Raw genomic sequence first — 24,560 nt, forward strand, 5'->3', positions numbered from 1 at the left:
GGTCGCTCGGTTTAAGTGTTATGGTCTCGGCATAAAGCAGAACCCCGCCGCAGCGGGGTGAGAGAAGATCAGGGGGGCATCGTGCGGGCAAAACTTTCGCGGGCAAACAAGCGTTCGGCCAGTTTGATCAACGCAGGGCGCTCGACGCACCAATTGGGCATGATACGACGGAAATTGAGATAACCCAGCGCGCAACCGGTCGCAATATCCGCCAGTGTCAGCGTTTCGGTGTTCAACAGCTTTTTTTCCTGCGCCAGTTTTTCCAGCGCGTCCAGCCCGTGCGTCAGCTTGGCACGCTGGCGCAGGATCCAATTTTCATCCTGTTTATCCGACACCCGCTTGCTCTCGCGGTACAGCGTGGCAGCGGCCTCGGTCACGCCATCCGCCAAGGCTTCCACCTGACGTATGTGCAGCGCCGACAGGCGATCGGCAGGTAAAAATGACGGAGCAGCGGGCAGGGTTTCAAGGTATTCGGCGATCACGCGCGAGTCGTAAAATACCGCACCGTCGTCGGCCACCAACACCGGTACCTTGGCGAGCGGATTTAGCTCTACCACCCGGCTGCCCGGCTCATAGGGCGGATCGTTAACAAATTCGAACGCGATCCCCTTTTCCAGCAGCATCACGGAAATCTTGCGGACAAAAGGGCTGGTGTAACTGCCAATAAGCTTCATCAGTCTTCCCCTCGGCTTGCAAACCACAGCGTTGTTATTTCACCGCCAGCGAGTCGATAATCCGCTGAACCAGCGCTTGATGCGCCTCCGGCGTTTTAGCCGGTGACAACATTTGCAACGTCACCACCCGCTTATTGAACACCGTTAGCACGATGGTGGACACCACCTTCTGCCCGTTGACGCTCTGTTCGGTATCCACCCGATGGAATTTCTGTTTGCCAACGGTGAACGTCTCTTCTTTGGTGGTCTGGATATTTTGATAGCGATCCCCGAGCTCGGTGATAATGCTCTGTGTGAGCTCTTTCAGCATTTTATCGCTGGTATTGAGCTTCATGTCATCAGGCGGGATCACTTCGGAAGATACCGTACTCTGGCGCGATTTACCGTCGAGGAAGCGTTGAATAGTCGACTTGTTGTCGTTAATGATGCCGCTGTTCTTGGTCTGATCGCTAAAACCCGGCGGCAGTTCAAAGGTAATATTGCCCTTCTGCAGCAAGACTTTCAGCCCGGGAGCCGGTGCAGGTGGGGTTTCCACTACCGGTGGTGGCGGTGCCGGTTGCGTGACGGTCGGTTTGGTATCCGGCTTTGGTACTGCCGGTTTGGTATCGTCCTTGTTGTCACAGGCCGTCAGCCCGATAGCGACAACAGCAACCGCAGTGAATTTCGCAATGGTCTTCAACATCGTCCGTCCCTTTCCTTTCGCTTCGCGCGTCATTGCGTAAACGTAGCAAGTCACCCCGGCGAATGCCAGAAGCCCAGTCTGAAATTAATCATCCGATAAATGATAAGGGCCGAATATATTCAGCCCATAAAGCCAGATATTACGAACCTGGGAACAGGAATGGGTTGATGCTGCTGCGGGCAAAACCTTCGTCTTCCATTTTGGCATCAAGCACCAGCGTGGCCAAATCATCCGCCACCGCCTCAACTTGCGGGTCTTTTTCCTGATACAAAATTTTCAGGTAGGTACCGCAGTCACCGCAGCTCTCCGCCTTCACTGCAGCCAGTTCGCTGTCCAACGACCAGTAGTTGAGATCGCGGGTCTGTTCGCAGTTACTGCATTTTATCCGCACCACATGCCACTCGCTTTCACACAAGTTACAGTGCAAATAGCGTAGACCGCTGACGGTGCCAATATGCACGACACTGGCTACCGGGATGCTACCGCACACTGGACAGAATTGGCGATGCTCACCATATTCAGCCCGTGCTTTACCCGGGATCTGGCTGGCCATCTGCGCCCAATAGAGGGATAACGCGGCCCAGATAAACGGCGCCTTCTCACTGCCAATCTTGCCGAAATCCTGATTAAGCAACGCCTGAGCCATCAGTTCCAACTCATGTGCCGATGCCTTTTCCAGATTATCCAGCACGGCCAGAATATGCTCTGGTGCTTCAGGACGCAGCTCTGCGATCAGCGAGCTCAACAGCTTGTGCCAATGCTCACTACGTGGGTAAACGCTCAGGTCCAATGGTGGCTTGCCACTAGCAGCCCCTTGCTGCAACGCGTCGGTAAGATCAAGCTGTAGCGGGTTGTCGTGTAAGGCGTGATGCTGTGCTTCGGCCAGTTGTGCAGCGAAGTTCAGATAGTCGCCCAGCGGGTTGTCGGTCGCCAACTTGCGAAGACGCTCGGCACGGCGGCTATATAGGCTTTTCAGATTCGCGAAAAGTAACGGCGGGATGGTTTCCGCCGTTGTGGACTTCTCGCGCTGTGCCCCTAGTTGCTCTTTAGGAACAATGCGGATACTCATCAGGGTTTGTCTTCCTGTTGTTTCTCGCGGACCTCTCGGTACCAGCGCGGGTGATGTTTTTTAGCCCAGGCCGCCGGCACCCAGCCTTCCACCATGGCAGTAATGGTGCCTTTTACCCAAAGCGCGGCGTAAATGTGCACCATAATCACGATGATAAGACCAACAGCCGCCAGTGAATGCACCAACAGCGCAATACGGATCAGCGGTATCGGGAATGATGGCGCAAAGTACGGCCGCCAGATCACCACACCGCTGGCCAGCAGCAGCACCAGACTAATGATTGCCGCCCAGAATACGCACTTCTGACCGAAATTATAACGTCCGGTGTCACCCACTTCCTCGTTCATGACGATTTTTTGGATGTTTTTGGCCCAGACGATGTCTTCGCGATTGATCAGATTATGCTTCCAGTAACGCAAGAACATCAGCAGGAAGGCCGCAAACATAATCACCCCGACAAAGGGGTGCAGAATACGCGCCAACTGCGGCGTGCCGAGAATGTTCATCAACCAATTGAAGGAGGGGAAGAAGAACCCCAGCCCGCTGATGGCGGCGAACACAAAGCAGAACGCCACTATCCAATGGTTGATTCGCTCCGGCGCGCTATAACGCTGAATACGCTTTTCCTTCTTCATTTGCGCGTCTCCTCATCGTGCGGCTCATCGTCTTCGTCCTCGTCGACGCGGTTAGGACCGACACCGACATAGTGGAATACGCTGGCTGCAAAGGTAGCGGCAAAGCCGATGGCCGCCAGGGGCTTCCACACGCCTTTCCAGAACGTGATCGCCGGGCTGATCGTCGGGTTATCCGGCAAACCGTGATAAAGCTGCGGTTTGTCGGCATGGTGCAGCACATACATCACATGGGTGCCGCCCACGCCCGCCGGATCGTACAGACCGGCGTTCTGATAACCACGAGAGTTCAGCTCGCTGACGCGTTCGGCGGCTACCTCCTTCATGGCGTCCTTGGTACCGAAATGGATGGCACCGGTTGGACAGGTCTTCACACAGGCTGGTTCCTGGCCGACATCAACGCGATCGACGCACAGGGTACATTTGTATACCCGGTTGTCGTCCTTGTTCATGCGCGGCACATCGAACGGGCAACCAGCGATACAGTAACCACAGCCGATACAGTGCTCGGACTGGAAGTCGACAATGCCGTTGGCGTACTGGATGATCGCCCCTTCCGACGGGCATGCCTTCAGGCAGCCCGGATCGGCACAGTGCATGCAGCCGTCTTTGCGGATCAGCCACTCCAGCTTGCCGTTTTCCTCCACTTCGGAGAAGCGCATCACCGTCCACGACTTGGCGGTCAGATCGGCAGGGTTATCGTACACCCCGACGTTGTGACCGATTTCATCGCGGATGTCGTTCCATTCAGAACACGCCACCTGACAGGCCTTACAGCCGATACAGGTGGTGACATCGATCAGTTTAGCCACTTCTTCCTGGTGGTCACGGGCGCGGGGCGCCGGCGTGAAGCCATTGGTGGCGGATTTACGAATGATGTCTTGAGATTGCATTGCCATAATTCGTCTCCGTTACACCTTTTCCACGTTAACCAGGAACGCCTTGAACTCTGGCGTCTGCGTATTAGCATCACCGACAAACGGCGTCAGCGTGTTAGCGATAAAGCCTTTCTTCGCTACCCCTTCGTAACCCCAGTGGATCGGGATACCGATGGTGTCCACATCCTGACCGTGCACCTGCAAGGTACGAATACGTTTGGTTACGACAGCCTTGGCCTTGATAAAGCCGCGGTTGGAACTGACCTTCACCGTATCGCCATGCTGAATGCCTTTTTTCGCCGCCAGCGACTCGCCAATTTCCACAAACTGCTCCGGCTGCGCGATAGCGTTTAGCACCGCATGCTTGGTCCAGTAGTGGAAGTGCTCGGTCAACCGGTACGTGGTACCAACATACGGGAACTTGTCGGAGGTCCCCATCGCCGCCAGATCGTCCTTGAACACCCTTGCCGCCGGGTTGGAAACCACGTTAGGGTGCAGCGGGTTAGTCCCGAGCGGCGTTTCAAACGGCTCGTAGTGTTCCGGGAATGGACCTTCGGCCATTTTATCGACGGCAAACAAGCGGCCCATGCCTTCCGGCTGCATGATGAATGGCCCGACGTCACTGCCTGGTGCAGCGGCGCTGTAGTCTGGGATATCTACCCCGCCCCACTTGGCACCGTCCCACTCCAGCAACTGACGTTTTGGATCCCAAGGTTTGCCTTGCGGATCAGCCGAAGCACGGTTGTACAGAATGCGGCGATTGAGCGGCCAAGCCCAGGCCCAGCCCAGCGTATTGCCAAGGCCGGATGGATCGGCATTGTCGCGGCGTGCCATTTGGTTACCGGCTTGCGTCCAGCTACCGGCGAAGATCCAACAGCCGCTGGCAGTAGTACCGTCGTCACGCAGATGCGCAAAGGTACTGAGTTGTTCACCCTTTTTCGCCAACACTTTACCGTCAGCGTCGAGGATATCTGCCAATGCCTTGCCGTTGCTTTCCATCGCCACTTCTTCCGAAGCAGGATCTTCCGGTGTCAGGTAATCCCAGGTCATGTTCAGTACCTGCTCCGGTACTGCACCACCTTCACGCGCATACATCTCACGCAGACGGATAAAGATGCCCGCCAGGATTTCCCCGTCGTGCTTCGCCTCGCCTGGGGCATCAGCACCTTTCCAGTGCCATTGCAGCCAGCGCCCGGAGTTCACGATCGAACCGTTTTCTTCGGCGAAGCAGCTAGACGGCAGACGGAATACCTCGGTTTGAATCTTCGACGGATCGACGTCGTTGAATTCACCGTGGTTCTGCCAGAAGTTGGACGTTTCGGTATTGAGTGGATCGATGGTCACCAGGAACTTCAGTTTTGACAGCGAGGCCACCACCTTGTTCTTGTTCGGGAACGACGCCACAGGGTTGAAGCCCTGGCAGAAGTAACCGTTGACCTTGCCTTGCGACATCAGCTCGAAGTACTGCAATACATCGTAGCCTTTGTCCCACTTCGGCAACCAGTCAAAGCCCCAGCTGTTGTCCTTCTGCGCCTTATCACCGTAGAAGCTCTTCATCATACTGACGAAGAATTTCGGGTAGTTGCTCCAATAGTTCACCTGGCCCGGCAACACCGCTTTCGGCGTGTTCGCTTTCAGGTAAGTATCGAGATCAGTCTGTTTTTCCGAAGGCAATGTCATATAGCCTGGCAGGCTCTGCGACAGCAGACCCAGATCGGTCAGCCCCTGGATATTGGAGTGGCCACGTAGCGCGTTAACGCCACCGCCTGCCATACCCATGTTGCCGAGCAACAGCTGGATCATTGCCATAGTGCGAATGTTCTGCGCGCCGACCGAGTGCTGAGTCCAGCCCAAAGCGTACAGGAACGACGCGGTTTTATCCGCCACGCAGGTTTCAGCAATGTATTCGCACACCTTGATGAAATCTTCGGTAGGCGTACCGCAGATATTGTTCACTACCTCCGGCGTATAACGGCTGACGTGCTGTTTCAGCATGTTCCACACGCAACGCGGATCCTGCAGCGTCAGATCACGCTTGGCAAAGCCGTTCTCATCAAGCTGGTAGTTCCAGGTGGTTTTGTCGTACTTGCGGTTTTCTGCATCGTAACCGCTGAACAGGCCGTCTTCGAAGGTAAAGTCTTCTCGCACCAGCAAACTGGCGTTGGTGTAGGCATGAACGTATTCGCGGTTAATTTTGTCGTTGGTCATCAGGTACAGCAAGACGCCCGACAGGAAGGCAATGTCGGTCCCTGAACGGATCGGCGTGTAAAAATCCGCCACCGATGCGGTACGGGTAAAGCGCGGATCGATCACGATCAGCTTGGCTTTATTATGAATTTTGGCTTCCATCGCCCAGCGGAATCCCACCGGATGCGCTTCCGCCGCATTACCGCCCATGACGACAATCAGATTCGCGTTCTTGATATCAACCCAGTGGTTGGTCATCGCACCGCGACCAAATGTTGGAGCAAGACTTGCTACCGTTGGTCCGTGTCAGACACGTGCTTGGTTGTCTACGGCAAGCATGCCGAGAGCGCGACTAAATTTTTGGGTCAAATACCCGGTTTCGTTACTGGAAGCGGAGGCACACAACATGCCGGTGCTGAGCCAGCGGTTGACGGTCACGCCCTGTTCGTTGGTTTTAACGAAATTGGCGTCACGGTCTTCTTTCATCAGCTTGGCGATGCGCGTGAAGGCGTCGTCCCAAGTGAGGCGTTGCCATTTGTCAGAGCCTGGCGCACGGTATTCTGGATACTGGAGACGGCTTGCACTGTGGATAAAGTCGACCAGACCCGCGCCTTTCGGGCAAAGCGCGCCGCGGTTGACCGGGTGATCCGGGTCGCCTTCAATGTGGAAAATGCTTTCTTTGGCGTTTTTGGCGCCATCACCAAGGCTGTACATCAACAGCCCACAGCCGACGGAACAATACGTACAGGTATTACGGGTTTCACGGGCACGCAGCAATTTGTACTGCCGGGTTTCCGCTAACGCCACTTCTGGGGCAAAACCCAGTGCAGCCACCGTCGTTCCTGCCATACCGCCAGCGCAGATCTTAAAGAACTGCCTTCTGCTGACCTGCATGGGGGTCTCCTTTCACTCGCGATTGTCACATTGTTTCAAATGGCGCTTTCCCCCTTGAAGCGGGAAGCGCTAAAATTACTGTTGTTTTTACCCCATGAATTTTAAGTTACGACATGAAATCCGTAGGGTATATGTTGGTTCGGCCAGCGGCCGCCATGACGCAAAGATATTACCACAACGTACATGGGGTTGTTACAAACAGGTGCCAGTTAAGTGAACACTATAGACCCAGAGCAACACATCAATGAGACTCAACTCACAGGGGTGACCCAGTCCCAGGTGTATCAACGTGGGCAACTCACCACCGCACAGCAGGACTGGCTGGCGGAAGAGGTCCCGGTCGCGCTGGTCTATAACGGCATTTCTCACGTGGTGATGATGTGCACACCCAAAGATCTGGAGGCATTCGCCCTGGGTTTTTCCCTGTCCGAAGGCATCATTGAGTCATCGCGCGATATCTACAGTATAGAGATTAACCAAACCTGTAACGGTTTGGAGGTGCAAATAGAGCTGTCCAGCCGTCGCTTTGCCGGGTTGAAAGAGCGTCGCCGGGCTATGGCAGGCCGCACTGGCTGTGGCGTGTGTGGCATCGAACAGTTAGCGGATATTTTTCGCCCACTGCCTGCGCTGCCGTTTACCCAAAGCTTTTCCCTCACCCATCTTGATTCTGCATTGAAACAACTGCGAGAAGTGCAGTCAGTTGGGCAACTGACTGGTTGCACCCATGCCGCCGCCTGGTTGTCGCCACAAGGGGAATTACTCGGCGGATGTGAAGACGTGGGCCGTCATGTCGCTCTGGACAAGCTGCTCGGTGTACGTGCCAAAGAGGGCTGGCAACAAGGTGCTGTATTAACCTCCAGCCGCGCCAGCTATGAAATGGTGCAAAAGGCTGCCATGTGTGGCGTGGAGATTTTGTTCGTGGTTTCTGCGGCAACCTCACTGGCGGTGGAGATCGCCGAACGCAGCAACCTGACGCTGGTCGGCTTCAGCAAACCCGGCCGTGCCACGGTGTTTACCCACCCGCAGCGCATTGTGGATTAGCCTAAAACCACACGATAAGTAGGGCATTGATAATCATTTTCAATATCATTTAAATAACTATAATGATCCGACTGCTTACGCGGTGCTCACATAATGCGCCGCCCATATACCCTTGGAGATGATGATTATGAGTTATTCACTGCCATCCCTGCCGTACGCCTACGACGCACTAGAACCGCATTTCGACAAGCAGACGATGGAAATCCATCACACCAAACACCACCAGACTTACGTTAACAACGCCAACACCGTGCTGGAAGCTTATCCAGAACTGGCCCAATACAGCGTTGAGGAACTGATCCAGGATCTGGATAAAGTGCCTGCTGACAAACGCACCTTCATGCGTAACAACGCTGGCGGCCACGCTAACCACAGCCTGTTCTGGAAAGGCCTGAAAATCGGCACCACTCTGGGTGGCGATCTGAAAGCTGCTATCGAACGTGATTTCGGCAGCGTTGAGAAATTCCAGGAAGAGTTCGAGAAAGCCGCAGCGACCCGCTTCGGTTCAGGTTGGGCTTGGCTGGTGCTGAAAGGCGATAAACTGGCTGTAGTGTCTACTGCTAACCAAGATAGCCCGCTGATGGGCGAAGCCGTTGCCGGCGCTTCAGGCTTCCCAATCGTGGGCCTGGACGTGTGGGAACACGCTTACTACCTGAAATATCAAAACAAACGTCCAGACTACATCAAAGCATTCTGGAACGTGGTTAACTGGGATGAAGCCGCTGCACGCTTCGCTGCGAAGAAGTAATTCGCCCCCAGCAATAAAGATACCCGCTTAGTGCGGGTATTTTTTTGACCAAAATTCGCTAAAGTTTGACCGCTCTTTGCCGATGGTTTGTTCAATTGACGTTCGCCCGGAAAGGAAAAACATTATGGCGGCATTGCAAACATTGGCAGGAAAGTTCGTTCATCTCACCGTCGGAAAAAAGCTCGGACTCGGATTTGGTCTCATGCTGTTGCTGACCGCGATCATCGCCGGTACCGGCGCCCAGTACCTCAGTATCATTGAATCGCGGGCCTATCGCATTGATTTCAGCAATCGCCTGAACGACGAAATTAATCAGGCCAAATATAACCGTGCGCTATTTGGGCAAACTTACAAACCGGAATACCTGAACAATAACCGCACCAGCATCGAAAACGCGGTAAAGCTGATCAACCAGGGTCAGAACCTGAATTGGGATCCTCAGAGCAAAAAAGACCTTCAACGCTTGGTCGTGCTGATCAGCCAATACCAGCAGCAGCAAAATGCTTTCGAAAAGGCGGTGGCGGCGAAAGATGCCGTGCGTCAAAGCTGGAACATGTCGGAGGTGCAGGACAACCTGAACCAAGTGGAACGCCAACTCACCAATGGTGACCTGCAACTGGCCTTTATTCAGTTGAACCAGAAACTGACGCTGGTGCGCTACGGTGCACGCGGCTTGTTACTTAGCCTGAGCGCTGAATCCGAAGCACCGCTGGTCGCGGCAATTGACGACGCACGTAGCGCGGCTAATGCACTGAGTCGACGGCTCAGCGACGCCCAACGTCCTCTGCTGCAACCCTTGCTGACCGCCCTCGACGACTATAAAAACCGTATTGAAGCCTACCTACCGGCCTATCAACAGGAACAGTTAATCAGCCAACGCCTGGGCAACAGTGCGCAGGAAGTCGGTACACTGGTCAACGCCTTTTTACAGGATGAATTGACGCAAACCCATAACGACATCAATTCTGCACAAGTGCAAATGGGCGTTACCACACTGATTGCCATCATCGTCGGTTTGCTGGTTGCCTGGCGTATCACCTTGCAAATCACCCGGCCGCTGCAAAGTACGCTCGCATTGGCGGAACGTATCGCCAGTGGCGATCTGCGACAGGCACAGACCAGCACCCGTCGTGATGAACTGGGCCAATTGCTGAACGCAGTCGCAGCCATGAGCCAAAACCTGCGCGATATGATTGAGAAAATTCAGATGGGGGTCAGCCAGGTGTCCACTGCCGCCGCAGAGATCGCCGCGGGTAACACCGATTTGTCCTCACGTACTGAACAACAAGCCGCCGCAGTGGAAGAAACGGCCGCCAGCATGGAGCAACTGACCGCGACGGTGAAACAAAACGCTGAAAACGCCCACCACGCCAATCAGCTGGCCACCGATGCTTCACAGACGGCCCAGCAAGGTGGCAAGTTAGTAGAAAACGTAGTTAGCACGATGCGCGATATTTCCAGCAGTTCGCAGCGAATCGCTGAAATTACCACCCTAATCAACGGCATTGCTTTCCAGACCAATATCTTGGCACTCAACGCAGCGGTAGAAGCAGCACGCGCCGGTGAGCAAGGTCGTGGCTTCTCGGTAGTGGCCAGCGAAGTCCGTAATCTGGCACAGCGCAGCGCCCAAGCGGCGAAAGAGATCGAAGGGTTGATTGCCGAGTCGGTTAACCGGGTGCAGACCGGCACCACACTGGTGGAGAACACCGGCAACACCATGGAGCAGATTGTCCTGTCGGTTACCCATGTGCGTGACATTATGGCGGAAATCGCCGCCGCCTCCGACGAGCAGACCCGCGGCATAGCCCAAATCGGTCAGGCGATTGTCGAAATGGATCACACCACCCAGCAGAACGCCGCACTGGTGGAAGAATCCGCCGCCGCCGCCGACTCGCTGGAGGAACAGGCAGAAATGCTGTTGCAGAGCGTCTCGGTATTCCGCCTGGCAGAGCAGCAGGCGCCTGCTGCCGTGAAAACCGCAACGCCGAAAGCTTCATCCCGCAAACCGGTCACCCATACCGACACACAAGACAACTGGACGACGTTCTAATGCAAAAAGGCGAGGAATGGGAACATTCTTCGCCTTATCTCAAAGTGAGTAGATGTGTGGCTATCCCCCAGTTCACAAGCACAAAACCACATTCATTCACATCAACAATGGTATAGCTGCCGTTCTGATGGCTGTATTTTCTGAGATCGTCCGGTGATGCCTCACCTTTCAGTGTCCATATCAACGCCTGTAGCGCTCGCCCATGAGTGACGAGACAAAACGTTTTATTATGATGATCGGCACTAAGGCTTAGTAGATAGGAAACCATACGGCGGGCAACCTCACGTGTACTTTCTCCTTCAGGCTCCCATTCACCTAACTCACCGGAAAAAAATCGCTGGGTCGCATCAGGATAATCACGCAGCGCCTGAGCATATGATAATCCCTCCAATCTACCAAAGCTCTGCTCCTGCAGGCGTTCATCTGTCTGGCAAGGGCAATTGAACTGCGCCGCCAATGATTGTGCCGTCATACGGGCGCGTCCGGAAGGCGAGCTGATCACCAACGAAACCGGCATCGTTTGCAACGCGGAACAAAGCGCGGTGATTTGGCGATAACCCTTCGGGGTCAACGGGCTATCCATCCTCCCCTGAATAATCCCTTCGCTATTCCACTGTGACTCCGCATGCCTCAGTACAATAAAACGCATAGTGACTCCTTGTACGGCAAAAGATAACTATAGGCTGACAAACGCCATTTTTCAGTTCCGCTGAAAGCCTGTGGTTTGCCCCATCAACTCAGGCTATTCTGGTCCTTCGACGCGAGACATGGAGGCGTATATGCATCATCCTGAGGTTTATATCGGCACTATCCAACCCTATGAAGGCGGGCGGCCTAGCGGCATCGCCAAGCGCTTGGTGGACGGTGCAGTCAAGCTGACCCCGCTCGGCCTGGAAGGCGATGAACAAGCGGAGAAAAGTTATCACGGCGGGCCAGACCGCGCGCTGTGTCACTATCCACGTGAACATTATGACCATTGGCGTGAACAGTTTCCGGCACAGGCCGAACAGTTCAGCGCGCCTGCTTTTGGCGAGAATATTTCTACCCTGGGGCTGACCGAACACAACGTGTTTATGGGTGACATCTTTCGCTGGGGTGAAGCACTGATCCAGGTCACCCAGCCACGCTCCCCTTGTTTCAAGCTCAACTACCATTTTGATATCGATGACATCTCAGTGCTGATGCAGCAAAGCGGTCGATGTGGCTGGCTGTACCGCGTGGTGTCTGCCGGTAAAGTCAGCGGCGATCATCCGCTGGAACGGGTAATGCGCAACAGTGATGTTTCGGTCGCCGAGGCCATTAGCATCGCCTGGCATATGCCGTTTGATGAAGAACAATATCGCCGCCTGCTGGCCGTCGCCGGGCTATCTGCCAGTTGGAGCAAAACCATGCTCACGCGCGTCACCGAAGGCCGTATCGAAAACTTTAATCGCCGTTTGTTGGGCCGCTAAATAAGCTGGCTGGGAATAAAACATGGCGCGGCATGCTGCGCCAAACATTTTCAGCCACCTATACTGTTCAGCGTCGGTCGTTCCGACAACCTCTTTCAGGCAGGAGCAAAGCTATGAACACCTCGTCTCATTCGATCCACCATGCTGCGGCAGAAGGCTACCAGGCCAACGCCGATCGTTACGTTAAGGGCCGACCTGATTATCCACCGGAGATCGCCGTCTGGCTGCGCGATACCATCGGCCTTCATGCGGGTATGACAGTGATCGATCTCGGGGCCGGCACCGGTAAGTTCACCCCGCGCTTACTGGAAACGGGTGCGCAGGTAATCGCCGTTGAACCCGTGGCGCAGATGCTGGAAAAGCTCTCAGCAGCGCTGCCGCAAGTGAAAACATTAGCGGGTACAGCCGAGTCGATCCCCCTGCCGGATGAGTCGGTTGACGCAGTGGTCTGCGCACAATCTTTCCACTGGTTCGCCACACCACAGGCTTTGGCCGAGATCCAACGAATCCTTAAGCCCGGCGGCAAACTTGGTCTGGTGTGGAACATGCGTGATGCACGCGTCAGTTGGGTACGTAAACTGAACCAAATTGTCGATCGTCACGAAGGTGACGCGCCGCGTTTCTACACCGGTGAATGGCGTAAGCTTTTCCCGTCTAAAGGATTAGAAGCGTTGCAAGAACAGGTATTTATGCTTGCCCACCAAGGCGCGATAGAAGATGTGATTTATAACCGGGTGCGCTCCACCAGCTTTATTGCCGCTTTACCGCAGCAACAACAAGAACAGGTGATCGATCAGATTCGGCAATTGGTGGCTGAAGAAGGGGAATTGCAGGGCAAAGAAACGGTAACTGTGCCCTATCAGACCAAGGCGTATTTCACCACCAAGCGATAAAAGCCAGACACCCACCTACCCAAAATCATTGAAACTGCATCAAGGCTACTCGCAGTGACCCTGAAGGGATAAGGCCCACGGATGGGCCAAAGATACGCTCGCAGCTAGCACGGATGCAGCGTCGAGTATGACGGATATTGGCTGATCAGAATGCTTTTCTGGCGTAACCGGTAACTACTTTCAGGCCCATTTCACGACCCAGAGCAGTCATCGGGTGCACCACGATCAGACCGCGCACGTTTTTCTTCAACGTACCCATATCAGCCTGTTCTTTCTTGGTGATCTCACGGCTGAATGGCAATTGGCTCAGCTTCTGCGCTTCTGCGCTCAGCTTCTCAACACGAACGCCTTTCAAGCGTTCGATTTCCGCTGCCAGTTTCTCTTTTTCTTTGGTGTGCTGAGCAATCAGATCAAGATTACCCTGTTGGATCACCAGGGTGTCTTTGTGGTTCAGTGCGTCCAGCAGGTCGCTAAGGCGCTTAATCTCTGCCTTTTCTATCTCTTTCATGGTATCTGGCCTGTTGTGCCTGTACGGCACGCTAATCAATGATGCCCACATTGTAGCAAAATGTGCGCGTGGTTACCCGTCTTGCGCAATGCCCGGCGGCAGGCCGCTCATCTCGCATGCTTTAGCCCCAACACGCGCCAATGCCTGGCTGTAGCGCGCATTAAATGGGTAGCAGCAGGAGAGCCGCAGCGCATTGCGATAGCGGCCACTCGGGGAATACAACGTGCCCGGCGTCAGGCAGATCTGCTCCTCCAGCAGCTGGTGGAACAGTGCCACACTGTCTACCCCAACCGGTAACTCCACCCAGAACACAAAGCCACCCGCCGGCTGTGTCGCGCGCGTGCCGCGTGGAAAGTGACGCGCAATTAGCGCTCGCGCCTCATCCACCTGGGCTGCATAGCGTTTACGCAGATTGCGCAGGTGATGATCGTAGCCCCCTGTTTCCAGGAACATCGCCAAGGTTTCCGACAGCAGCTGCGACTCAGACATTGATGATACGGCCTTCAGCTTGCGCAATGCGTCGTTGAAACGCCCACCGCTAATCCAGCCAATACGGAAGTCCGGTGCCAACGTTTTGGTGAAACTGGAGCAGAACAGTACCCAACCGTCACGATCAAAAGACTTCACTGCTGGGGACAATGCGCCGCCAAATTGAATCTCTGCATACAGCCCATCTTCAATCAATGGCACCTGATGATCGTTCATCAGCCGTGCCAGGCGTTTTTTTGCCGCCAACGGCATGGTACAGCCTAACGGGTTTTGCACCGTCGGCATGGCGATTACCGCGTTCAGTCGTTTCTCATTGAGCAACAACTCCAGCGCATCCAGCGACAGACCATGCTGTGGATCGGTAGGGATTTCCAGCGCTTTCAATCCCAGGCTGGCCAATAGCGGCAGCAGATAAAAATACGTCGGTGATTCCAGGCCAATACAATCCCCCGGCTTAGTGGTCACACGCAACGCCAGTTGCAGTGCCTCCATGCAGCCGTGAGTCAGCGTGATATCGCTGGGTTCAAGCATCATGCCCAGCATCATCGAACGACGGGTAATTTGCTGACGCAGCCGCAGGCTACCCGGGGGCAGTGCGTACTGGCCGATCAGGTTCGGCTGACGACGCAGTTGCGACGACAGCATCCGTCCCAACTTACCACCCGGATAAAAATCAGATGTTTGTGGGCAGGCCAGCGAAAGGTTGGTGAACGCGGGATTCTGTTGTGCAGAAAACACGGTGTCGATCAGCGCCAATACATCATCTGCCGGTGGCTCTACTCGGTTACTGGTCGGCGAGGCCGCTTTCAGTGCCGGCAATGTATTGCGAACATAAAAGCCAGACTGTGGCCGCGCTTCAATTAACCCGCGATCTTCCAGCGTGCGGTAGGCCGCGACCACGGTATTGATACTGACGCTATGGGTTTGCGCACAGCGCCGCACCGACGGTAAACGGCTGCCAGGCAGTAACGTGCCACGGCGTATGGCTTCAGCTAAGGTATCCGCCAGTTGCTGGTAACGCGTTTCCGGCATTTCATCGAGCAGGGTCACAGTTTGTCTCCAGGTAATGGGTACAGTTTACAGTTGATACAACTGTATCCATGACAATAGCTGGTTTCTGGTCCTGTCACCATCTGCCTGTAGGTTTTATGCTGGTTCCCTTGCTCCCCAGCCTTTTAAGGAACCCGTTATGCTGGACTCCGCTTTTATCAGTTATGTTACCGTCATGTCGATCACCCCAGGCCCCAACAACCTGTTGCTGGCATCTTCCGGGGTCAACTTTGGCCTGCGTCGTACCCTGCCGATGGTATTCGGCATTAGCGTTGGCTGTGCAGTGCAGCTGGCCCTGACGACAACCTTACTGGCGTTGATTCTGAGTTGGGCCAGCATGATTCGTTTTCCGCTGGCGGTCATCGGCTGTACTTATCTACTCTGGCTGTCATGGAAATTATTCAAAGCCGCGTCACCAGACGGCAAACAACAGGCTCAGCCAATGCGCTTAATCAACGGCGCCCTGTTCCAGGCGGTAAATCCCAAGGCCTGGCTGATGGCGATTAACGTCGCTATCCTGTTCACCCCACGCGAAGGTGCCAGCCTTGCCCACACGCTGATGATCATTGCCGGTTTCACCGCATTGAACATTCCTTGCGTACTGGTGTGGGCGATATTGGGCGATCGGCTGCGTGATGCGCTGCGCGTGACCTGGAAACTGCGGTTGTTCAATGGCGTAATGGCGGGCTTGATGGCAGCCACGGCACTGTGGCTGTTATTCGACGAGTGGCGCGCGGCCTTTGCTTAACTGCGACCGAGTGGGGAAAGCCGTGAGGGTTGTTTAGCACCAATACCGGCAATCAAATCGGTCACCGACAGCACCATAGTTGAGCGCAACACCTGCTGGTATCGCTGACGCTGCATGGCGATCAGCGACTCTTCCGCTTCGCCGGGTTGCAGGAATGTCGGTACCGGCGGCAGCGCAGCCACACAGTGCAGTTCACCGAACGGCCCGAGGATCTCGTCATCGACAAAACGGTATTCTGAGCCGTCGTGGTTTAGCTCTTCACGCATCGCCATCAGCAATTCGGCGTCTTCATATTCATGGCGTGAGATCACTCCCAGTCCATACATCAGCTTCAGACGTACCGACAGTTCACCCAGCGGCCCTGCACCGGACAATAGCGGTTCGACGGCATACTTCACCGCATAGTCGTCCTTACGGAACACCTGTACCACCAGCACGTTAAGCGCTTCTGCCAACAGCTCTACTGCTGCGATCAGAAAACTGCGTACCGTCTTGCCAGCGTTCAGCCTTTCCAGAACCTTATTTTCAAATGCCTGTGCTTCTTCCATCGTCGCTTTTCGAAAGGCGTAGGGGGAGTGTTTCAGTGCTGTATCGGTCACTAACTTATTACCAATAGGCGTGATTGTCGCAGCCAGTTTATGGGCGGACAGCGCACAGAACCCGGAACGTACACGTAGTATGCGAGGAGTTCGAGCACTGCCCAACCACCAAATGGCAAGTAAAATAGCCTATTGATGCTGCATGGCGTTATACACAGCAACGGCTTGTTCTACAACCTCACTTTCCGCCGGCAGACCGGAAATTTGCGCCAGCGCTGCTTTTGGCCCCAATTTGGCCAACAGTTCTACCAGCTCTTTGGCCTGCGGATCCTGCTCACTGCGGTAACTCATGGCGGCAGCGATACCCTGGATCAGATTAGCGTGCGGCAGACCGTACTCCAGCGTGCCAAGCAACGGCTTAATCAGCCGATCACCGGCGCTCAATTTACGCAGCGGCTGACGGCCCACCCGTTCAACGTCGTCGTGCAGGTACGGGTTCTCAAAACGGCTGAGGATTTTGTCGATATAAGCGGCATGCTTGGCGGCGTCAAAACCGTAGCGCTTGATCAACACTGCACCGCTCTCCTCCATCGCGCCTTTCACCACGCGGCGGATCGCCGGGTCCAGAATGGCATCGCGGATGGTCAGCAGGCCAGCCTGTTGCCCAAGATAAGCGGTAATCGCATGGCCAGTATTGAGCGTGAACAATTTGCGCTCAACAAATGCCATCAGGTTATCTGTCAGTTCCATGCCGGCAATCGCCGGTGGCTGCCCCTTAAACTGGGTTTGATCAACAATCCACTCGCTGAAGGTCTCAACAGTGACTTCCAGCGGATCGCTGCTGCCCGCTTCCGCTGGCGGTACAATGCGGTCAACCGCCGAATCAACGAAGCCAACATGCTGTTCAACCCACGCCTGATCGTCCTGCGGCAGAACATCGAACACATGCTGTTTTAACTGGCTGGTGCCCCGCACCATGTTCTCGCAGGCGATGATGTTCAGCGGTTGGCTGTTGCCCTGCTGATGACGTTTGGTCAGCCCTTTAGCGATAGTCCCGGCAATTTTAGCCAGAATTTGCGGCCCCACTGCGGTAGTCACAATATCCGCTTCGGCGATCAGCGCAACCGCCTCGTCACTGCCGCTGTTCACTGCACTGACATTGTTGACCTGTTCGACCCGGGCCTGTTCGCCGACCACGTGGACCTGATAGCTTTTGCGGCTGTTCAGCAGGTCCAGCACCGTCTGGTTAACGTCGGCAAAGGTCAGTTCGGCGTGCGCATCCGCCAACAACTTGCCGATAAAACCACGCCCTATATTTCCCGCACCGAAATGTAATGCTTTCATAGTCCTACCTTTCTAATGTCGAAGGGTGCAGCAAGCTGCACCCCTTAAAATGATTCTGTTATCAGGCTTTCTTGCCGCCCAGTAGATCCAGCACTTCCTGCACGCTGGTGGTATTTGCCAGCCGTTCGATGACGCCGTCGTCATCCAGTGCATTGGTCAGGCTGGTAATCACCTGGATGTGTTCGTTATTGCGTGCGGCGATGCCGATAACCAACCGCGCAACCTCATCCTCTTCATCACCGAAACGCACGCCCTGCGGGTATTGGCAGAACACCACGCCGGTGCGCAGTACCCGGTCTTTGGCTTCGATGGTGCCGTGCGGTACGGCGATCGACTCGCCCAGGTAAGTAGAGGTGAGTTTTTCGCGTTCCAGCATCGCAGGGACGTATTCCGGCTCAACATAGCCGCCTTTGACCAACTGCTCACCGGCAAAGCGGATTGCCTGCTCTTTGTCGCTGGCGTGCAGGTTAAGGAACACGTTGTTCTCACTGAGTCTGAACAGGTTTTGCTCGGACGCTTCAAAGCTATCGTCCAGCGTGCTGATGACTTTCTGTTGGTTATCAGTGGTTTTGTTAGCGGCCACCAGCCGCTCAGTCAGATCGCTGTACAGCTTGCTGTCGAGGAAGTTGGTCAGCGAGATATGCTGTGCCTGTGGCGCATGACGCATCGCACGCTCAGTCAGATCACGGTGAGTAATCACCAGATCGACATCATCCGGCAGGCTATTGATGGCACTGTTGGTCACCGAAATGTTTTTCAACCCAGCGTCCGCCACCTTCTTGCGCAGCACCCCAGCACCCATCGCACTGGACCCCATACCTGCATCGCAAGCGACGATGATTTTACGCACTGTCGTCAGGTCACCATCTACCGCTGCGTGAGCCGCTGTACCACCTTTGGACTGAGATTTCATTTCCTGCATACGGCGAGTCGCTTCTTCCAGATCATCCTCTTCTTTCACTTTTGAGGTTTTCAGCAGGAAGGCGGAGACCACGAAGGACACCGCGAAGGCTGCGCACACTGCCGCAATGTTGGCGAAGTAAGCACCTTTTGGTGTCATCGCCAGTACCGCCAGGATGGAACCCGGTGAGGCTGGGGACACCAGACCGCCGTTCAGCATGGTGAGGGTGAACACACCGGTCATACCGCCCAGGATCACCGCCAGCAGCAGGCGTGGATTCATCAGCACGTACGGGAAGTAGATTTCGTGGATACCGCCCAGGAAATGGATGATCGCCGCACCACCAGCAGACTGCTTGGCGCTACCACGGCCAAAGAACATGTAGGCCATCAGCACGCCCATACCCGGGCCTGGGTTGGCTTCAATCAGGAAGAAGACAGATTTGCCGGCCTCGGTCGCCTGCTGGATGCCCAGTGGCGAGAAGATGCCGTGGTTGATAGCGTTGTTCAGGAACAGGATTTTCGCTGGTTCGACGAAGATAGACGCCAGTGGCAGCAGGTTGTTCACCACCATCACATGCACGCCTGCTGCCAATAGTTTCGACAGCACTTCGACCAGTGGGCCTATGCCCAGGAAGGCCAGAATCGCCAGCAGCATGCCGATAATGCCAGCAGAGAAGTTGTTCACCAGCATCTCAAAACCGCTTTTGATCTTACCGTCTACCCAGCGGTCAAAATGCTTTATCGCCCAGCCACCCAACGGACCCGCGATCATCGCGCCGAGGAACATCGGCATGTCAGCCCCGACGATCACGCCCATGGTGGTGATCGCACCGACCACCCCACCGCGATCGCCCCCTACCAACCGGCCACCGGTGAAACCGATAAGCAACGGCAGCAGATAGGTGATCATTGGGCCAACCAGCTTGGCTAAGGTTTCGTTAGGCAGCCAACCTGTAGGAATGAATAACGCAGTGATGATACCCCAGGCGATAAATGCGCCAATGTTGGGCATCACCATGTTGCTTAAGAAGCGGCCAAAGTTTTGAACTTTGACTTTGATGTCTGGTGAAAACATAAAACACACCCCTATTGTTACGCGCTGACAATAGAGCGCGTGATTATTGTTGTTACGATCCAGCCGTGTTGATGCTGTATGCGAAATGGACTCTATCACGCTGTTTTTACCGCGCGAACTTCACGGATTTTTTGTGATCATAATCACACTAACAACCCCACCAATAGGCCATTTATAGTGACTTTGATCACATTTATTCAGTGTAAAAAAACCACAAAAGAGACAAAACTCGCTTAAATCCAACAAAAACGTGATTTAAATCACATTTAATTGATGCGTGTTTGTTTTTAAATTGTGATGCAAATCACAATTTATTTGTCGGTGATGACCGAATCCTGTTCTAAGGGCTTTCTTCCCTGTGAGCATTCATCCTGTCGGGAAATCGCTGTGCGATGAATGAAAGAAAACTACATGTCGAAAAAACGATGATTAATTGAAGTGTAGTACAGAAGCGTCGCACAAGAAGTGAGCAAGCTATTGGAAAGACTGGAAGGGGACGGTCGGAACAGAAAGGCAGAAGCCAAACATCGGCTTCTGCCTTTACACTATTACTGGGTCACGCTTGAGACGGTTTTCTGCGCATTCAGTAAATCCTGCTGCTTAGCCACCAGATTCGACATCATGGTGTTGTACTGCGTTGCCTGCTGGGAAGTACGGAACTGCACGCCGTTATTGTTGAAGCTCACCTGATTACCTTGGGTACGCAGGAAATCCCCGACCTGGACCAGATCCTGGACGAAACTGGCGGTGGTCGGGATAACTGGCATCAGCGCATTGGCCGGCCCGGTGACAATCTTGTCATAAGCCTGGTTATACACGGCTTTCAGATCGTCGGGTTGCTTCAGTGCTGCCCGTGCGGTATCCGCTTGTGACTTCGCCGACTGAATCTGCTGCCCCAGCAGGTTCAGCGCCCCAACGGACTGTTGCAGCGTATCACGTTTGCTCATGTAGTCCTGCGCGGTGCGGATCTGGTTAATCTGATCCAACGCCGGTGTCAGGCTGGCATCCAATGACTTGGACAATTGCTGGGAAAAACCGACCAAAATGGCGTAATCCCCGGCATAGTTACCGAATTTCTGTTTTTGATCTTCGCTCAGCGTCGGGATTTTCGCGCCGCTGCGCATCACCGTATTCTGTAAGTAATCAATAAACGCCTTGCGTTGTTCCGGCTCTTTATCGCCGCAAGCAGTCAGCTGCATGACCACCAACAATGCCAATACCGGGGCCAACCAACGCGCGAAACTCCTGCTCTGGATCCCTACCGCCATGTGACATAACTCCTGTTATAAACCTGCTTTTTCATCGGACTCCGTCCCTTTTGCTGCACTCCTTGCGCCTATAAGAATAGATCAACTGAGTGCGATCCGATACGCGATTCACCGTTCAGGGGCTATTCTTTGGCAATAGAGGGTAACAGCAGCGATTGAAACCAAGCCTTTCCCCACTTCGACGAACTATTAGCAGTACCGAAGGAGAAAACGGAGGGCGTGCCGACCGCAATAAAAAAGGCGCCCTAAGGCGCCTTTTCACAACAGAACGGTTTACTGCAGTACGGAAATATCCGCCACCTGCAGGAACAACTCACGCAGCTTGCTCAGCAACGTCAGACGGTTCACACGCACCGCTTCGTCTTCTGCCATCACCATCACGTTATCGAAGAAGGCATCAACCGGCTCACGCAGATCGGCCAGCTCTACCAACGCATCTTGATAGTTGCCTGCAGCGAAATACGGCTCCAGCTTATCGCGCAACACCACCAGATGGGTTGCCAGTTGGATTTCAGCCGCTTCTTTCAATACCGAGGCGTGTACGCGGTCATTCAGCGTATCAGTCGACTTAGCCAGGATGTTAGAAACACGTTTGTTAGCCGCAGCCAGCGCTGCCGCGGCTTCCAACGTACGGAAGTGCGTCACCGCTTTCACACGTGCATCAAAGTCAGCCGGTTTGGTCGGACGACGAGCCAACACCGCCTGGATGGTGTCGACCGCATGGCCTTCTTCCTGGTACCAAGCGCGGAAACGACCCAGCATGAACTCAACAACTTCGTCGACAACCTTGGTGTTGGTCAGCTTGCTGCCGTACAGGCGCACAGCCTCTTCGGTCAGCGTCTGCAGATCCAGCGACAGATTCTTCTCAACGATAATACGCAGCACACCCAATGCGGCACGACGCAGCGCAAACGGGTCTTTATCACCTTTCGGATGTTGCCCAATACCGAAAATACCGGCCAGGGTGTCCATCTTATCGGCGATCGCCAGCGAACAAGCCACCAGCGATTCCGGCAGTGCATCACCGGCAAAGCGCGGCTGGTACTGCTCGTTCAGCGCAACGGCAACGTCTTCCGCTTCGCCGTCATGGCGCGCGTAGTGCATACCCATCACGCCCTGGGTATCGGTGAATTCGAAGACCATGTTGGTCATCAAATCACACTTCGACAGCAGGCCCGCGCGGGTAGCGTGGTTGACGTCAGCACCAATCTGGCCGGCAACCCAGCCCGCCAACGCCTGAATACGGTCAGTCTTGTCACGCAGGGTCCCCAGTTGCTGTTGGAACAGCACGGTTTCCAGACGCGGCAGATTGTCTTCCAGACGTTTTTTGCGGTCGGTGTTGAAGAAGAATTCGGCATCGGCCAAACGCGGACGCACAACCTTCTCGTTACCGGAGATGATTTGCTGCGGATCTTTGGATTCGATATTGGCCACGAAGATAAAGTTCGGCATCAGTTTGCCCGCGGCGTCATACACCGGGAAATACTTCTGATCGCCCTTCATGGTGTACACCAGCGCTTCTGCCGGTACCGCCAGGAATTTCTCTTCGAATTTGGCAGTCAGCACCACCGGCCATTCCACCAACGAGGCCACTTCTTCCAGCAGGCTTTCGCTCAGATCGGCTTTACCACCAATTTTCGCCGCCGCCAGTTCAGCGTCACGCTTGATCAGCGCTTTGCGCGTGTCGTAATCGGCGATAACCTTGCCACGCTCCTGCAGGATCTGCGGGTATTGATCGGCGTTGTCGATAGTGAATTCAGCTTCACCCATGAAGCGATGACCACGAATCGTGCGAGCAGAATCAATGCCCAGCACGGTACCTGGTATCAGTTCTGCACCCAGCAGCATCGTCACGGTGTGCACTGGACGCACGAACTGCACGTCGGAATCACCCCAGCGCATCAGTTTCGGGATAGGTAGCTTGGCCAGCGAAGTGCTAACCATGCCCGCCAGCAGCGCTTGTGCGGACTGGCCTTTAACATGGGCGCGATACAGCAACCATTCACCTTTGTCGGTCGCCAGGCGCTCGGCCTGATCGACGGTGATGCCACAACCGCGTGCCCAACCTTCGGCTGCTTTGCTTGGTTTGCCTTCAGCGTCAAACGCCTGAGCAATCGCCGGACCGCGTTTTTCGACTTCGCGATCGGCCTGTGCAGCGCTCAAATTAGCCACTTTCAACGCCAGACGGCGCGGAGCGGCAAACCAGCTCACTTCGCCGTGCTCGAGATTGGCGTTATCGAGCTCGGCGGTAAAATTCGCGGCAAAAGCTTCTGCCAGTGAACGAAGAGCCTTCGGCGGCAGCTCTTCCGTGCCGATTTCCACCAGGAAAGTCTGTTGAGTCATGGCTGCCTCTTAGTTCTTGTTCTTTTTGCACATTGGGAAGCCCAGCGCTTCGCGGGAAGCGTAGTAGGCCTCAGCAACGGCTTTGGTCAGCGTGCGGATACGCAGAATATAACGCTGACGCTCAGTCACTGAGATCGCCTTGCGCGCATCCAACAGGTTGAAAGTGTGACCAGCCTTCAGAATACGTTCGTAAGCCGGCAACGGCAGTGGTTTTTCCAGCGCCAGTAGCGACTGGGCTTCTTTCTCGTACTGCTCAAAGCAGGAGAACAGGAAGTCCACGTCGGCGTATTCGAAGTTGTAGGTAGACTGCTCCACTTCGTTCTGATGGAACACGTCGCCATAGGTGGTGACACCCAACGGACCGTCGCTCCACACCAGATCGTAGACGCTGTCCACGCCCTGGATGTACATCGCCAGACGTTCCAGGCCGTAAGTGATCTCGCCGGTGACGGGCTTGCACTCCATGCCGCCGACCTGCTGGAAGTAAGTGAACTGCGTCACTTCCATGCCGTTCAGCCACACTTCCCAACCCAGCCCCCAGGCGCCAAGCGTCGGGTTTTCCCAGTTGTCTTCAACGAAGCGGATGTCGTGAATGGTCGGATCCAGACCCAGCTCTTTCAACGAGCCCAGGTACAGTTCCTGAATGTTGTCCGGCGATGGCTTAATCACCACCTGGAACTGGTAATAGTGTTGCAGGCGGTTCGGGTTTTCACCGTAGCGGCCGTCGGTCGGACGGCGGGACGGCTGCACATAGGCGGTGGCCATCGGCTCCGGCCCCAGTGCGCGCAGGCACGTCATCGGGTGTGAGGTACCCGCGCCAACTTCCATGTCCAGTGGTTGAACAATGGTGCAGCCTTGGCGCGCCCAATAGTCCTGCAGTGTCAGGATCAGGCCCTGAAAGGTCTTGGTATCAAACTTTTGCATGTTGAATTCGCACGCGATACAAGTGGATTTAAATGGGATGCGCCAGTATACCCGTTGACCGTAAGATATACAGCCTGAATCCAGTAACAAGTGCGAATCATCAAAGAAGCGCGCTCTTTTCACGCACTGAAATGGGGCAAATGCGCTCACACAGCGCCTGTTAATGCCCG

The 24,560-nt window shown here is 54.8% G+C and carries 21 protein-coding genes; 6 read left to right on the forward strand and 15 right to left on the reverse strand.

The window, feature by feature from the left end:
• Positions 1 to 68 precede the first annotated feature (68 nt).
• The 6 genes from SGR01S_RS18245 to fdnG all read right to left on the reverse strand — a co-directional run bounded on the left by SGR01S_RS18245 (position 69) and on the right by fdnG (position 7,016).
• Entirely contained in the window at positions 69 to 674 is a 606-nt protein-coding gene (locus tag SGR01S_RS18245; protein ID WP_061808214.1) for a glutathione S-transferase, read from the reverse strand.
• A gap of 34 nt (positions 675 to 708) precedes the next feature.
• On the reverse strand, positions 709 to 1,356 hold the full coding sequence (locus SGR01S_RS18250) for a DcrB-related protein (protein WP_037421092.1): 648 nt from the start codon (positions 1,354 to 1,356) through the stop codon (positions 709 to 711).
• Between the two features lie 139 nt (positions 1,357 to 1,495).
• Entirely contained in the window at positions 1,496 to 2,425 is a 930-nt protein-coding gene (gene fdhE, locus SGR01S_RS18255) for a formate dehydrogenase accessory protein FdhE (RefSeq protein WP_061808215.1), read from the reverse strand.
• A complete protein-coding gene (fdoI, locus tag SGR01S_RS18260) occupies positions 2,425 to 3,060 on the reverse strand; it encodes a formate dehydrogenase cytochrome b556 subunit (RefSeq protein ID WP_012004559.1) in 636 nt (211 codons plus the stop codon). Before fdoI ends, fdhE begins: the two co-directional genes overlap by 1 nt.
• A complete protein-coding gene (fdxH, locus tag SGR01S_RS18265) occupies positions 3,057 to 3,956 on the reverse strand; it encodes a formate dehydrogenase subunit beta (protein WP_037421096.1) in 900 nt (299 codons plus the stop codon). Before fdxH ends, fdoI begins: the two co-directional genes overlap by 4 nt.
• A 12-nt stretch (positions 3,957 to 3,968) precedes the next feature.
• Positions 3,969 to 7,016 (reverse strand): formate dehydrogenase-N subunit alpha, encoded by a 3,048-nt coding sequence (gene fdnG / locus SGR01S_RS18270; RefSeq protein ID WP_130382808.1) that lies wholly within the window; start codon positions 7,014 to 7,016, stop codon positions 3,969 to 3,971.
• Between the two features lie 222 nt (positions 7,017 to 7,238).
• On the opposite strand from fdnG, the gene fdhD reads away from it, so the two are divergent.
• The 3 genes from fdhD (at position 7,239) to SGR01S_RS18290 (ending at position 10,855) form a co-directional block, all read left to right on the forward strand.
• On the forward strand, positions 7,239 to 8,057 hold the full coding sequence (gene fdhD, locus SGR01S_RS18280) for a formate dehydrogenase accessory sulfurtransferase FdhD (protein ID WP_370452804.1): 819 nt from the start codon (positions 7,239 to 7,241) through the stop codon (positions 8,055 to 8,057).
• Positions 8,058 to 8,184: 127 nt separating this feature from the next.
• Positions 8,185 to 8,805 carry a superoxide dismutase [Mn] gene (gene sodA, locus SGR01S_RS18285; protein WP_037421110.1) on the forward strand — a complete coding sequence of 207 codons (621 nt, stop codon included), beginning with the start codon at positions 8,185 to 8,187 and terminating at the stop codon, positions 8,803 to 8,805.
• Between the two features lie 124 nt (positions 8,806 to 8,929).
• Positions 8,930 to 10,855: a methyl-accepting chemotaxis protein gene (locus SGR01S_RS18290; protein ID WP_061808217.1), complete on the forward strand. Its 1,926-nt coding sequence runs from the start codon at positions 8,930 to 8,932 to the stop codon at positions 10,853 to 10,855.
• 34 nt (positions 10,856 to 10,889) lie between these two features.
• Here the strand turns inward: SGR01S_RS18290 and SGR01S_RS18295 are convergent, their stop codons facing one another.
• Positions 10,890 to 11,504 carry a histidine phosphatase family protein gene (locus tag SGR01S_RS18295; RefSeq protein ID WP_061808218.1) on the reverse strand — a complete coding sequence of 205 codons (615 nt, stop codon included), beginning with the start codon at positions 11,502 to 11,504 and terminating at the stop codon, positions 10,890 to 10,892.
• Positions 11,505 to 11,634: 130 nt separating this feature from the next.
• Between SGR01S_RS18295 and yiiM the strand changes: the two genes are divergently transcribed.
• Together yiiM and SGR01S_RS18305 are read left to right on the forward strand one after the other, a co-directional pair.
• A complete protein-coding gene (gene yiiM, locus SGR01S_RS18300) occupies positions 11,635 to 12,306 on the forward strand; it encodes a 6-hydroxyaminopurine reductase (RefSeq protein ID WP_061808219.1) in 672 nt (223 codons plus the stop codon).
• Between the two features lie 113 nt (positions 12,307 to 12,419).
• The gene (locus SGR01S_RS18305) at positions 12,420 to 13,199 is read left to right on the forward strand and encodes a class I SAM-dependent methyltransferase (protein ID WP_061808220.1); all 780 of its coding nucleotides are present in this window, start codon (positions 12,420 to 12,422) and stop codon (positions 13,197 to 13,199) included.
• Between the two features lie 145 nt (positions 13,200 to 13,344).
• Here the strand turns inward: SGR01S_RS18305 and SGR01S_RS18310 are convergent, their stop codons facing one another.
• Both SGR01S_RS18310 and SGR01S_RS18315 read right to left on the reverse strand, forming a co-directional pair.
• Positions 13,345 to 13,707, reverse strand: coding sequence for a YibL family ribosome-associated protein (locus SGR01S_RS18310; protein ID WP_037421118.1), 363 nt, complete (start codon positions 13,705 to 13,707; stop codon positions 13,345 to 13,347).
• Between the two features lie 72 nt (positions 13,708 to 13,779).
• Positions 13,780 to 15,246 carry an aminotransferase-like domain-containing protein gene (locus SGR01S_RS18315; protein WP_061808221.1) on the reverse strand — a complete coding sequence of 489 codons (1,467 nt, stop codon included), beginning with the start codon at positions 15,244 to 15,246 and terminating at the stop codon, positions 13,780 to 13,782.
• 139 nt (positions 15,247 to 15,385) lie between these two features.
• Between SGR01S_RS18315 and SGR01S_RS18320 the strand changes: the two genes are divergently transcribed.
• A complete protein-coding gene (locus tag SGR01S_RS18320; protein WP_061808222.1) occupies positions 15,386 to 15,994 on the forward strand; it encodes a LysE family translocator in 609 nt (202 codons plus the stop codon).
• Here the strand turns inward: SGR01S_RS18320 and SGR01S_RS18325 are convergent.
• The 6 genes from SGR01S_RS18325 to glyQ all read right to left on the reverse strand — a co-directional run bounded on the left by SGR01S_RS18325 (position 15,991) and on the right by glyQ (position 24,390).
• Complete coding sequence (locus tag SGR01S_RS18325) at positions 15,991 to 16,542, reverse strand: MltR family transcriptional regulator (protein WP_037421127.1); 552 nt, start codon at positions 16,540 to 16,542, stop codon at positions 15,991 to 15,993. The two genes, SGR01S_RS18320 and SGR01S_RS18325, sit on opposite strands and share 4 nt — an antisense overlap.
• Before the next feature lie 180 nt (positions 16,543 to 16,722).
• Positions 16,723 to 17,877, reverse strand: coding sequence for a mannitol-1-phosphate 5-dehydrogenase (locus tag SGR01S_RS18330; protein WP_037421130.1), 1,155 nt, complete (start codon positions 17,875 to 17,877; stop codon positions 16,723 to 16,725).
• 61 nt (positions 17,878 to 17,938) lie between these two features.
• Positions 17,939 to 19,855, reverse strand: a complete 1,917-nt coding sequence (locus tag SGR01S_RS18335; RefSeq protein ID WP_061808223.1) for a PTS mannitol transporter subunit IICBA — start codon at positions 19,853 to 19,855, stop codon at positions 17,939 to 17,941.
• Between the two features lie 548 nt (positions 19,856 to 20,403).
• Positions 20,404 to 21,123, reverse strand: a complete 720-nt coding sequence (locus SGR01S_RS18340; protein ID WP_037421136.1) for a DUF3053 domain-containing protein — start codon at positions 21,121 to 21,123, stop codon at positions 20,404 to 20,406.
• A gap of 273 nt (positions 21,124 to 21,396) precedes the next feature.
• Entirely contained in the window at positions 21,397 to 23,466 is a 2,070-nt protein-coding gene (glyS, locus tag SGR01S_RS18345; protein WP_037421139.1) for a glycine--tRNA ligase subunit beta, read from the reverse strand.
• Between the two features lie 9 nt (positions 23,467 to 23,475).
• Positions 23,476 to 24,390 carry a glycine--tRNA ligase subunit alpha gene (glyQ, locus tag SGR01S_RS18350; protein WP_037421295.1) on the reverse strand — a complete coding sequence of 305 codons (915 nt, stop codon included), beginning with the start codon at positions 24,388 to 24,390 and terminating at the stop codon, positions 23,476 to 23,478.
• Positions 24,391 to 24,560: the final 170 nt, after the last annotated feature.

It is taken from the genome of Serratia grimesii NBRC 13537 (assembly GCF_001590905.1).
GTDB lineage: Bacteria > Pseudomonadota > Gammaproteobacteria > Enterobacterales > Enterobacteriaceae > Serratia > Serratia grimesii.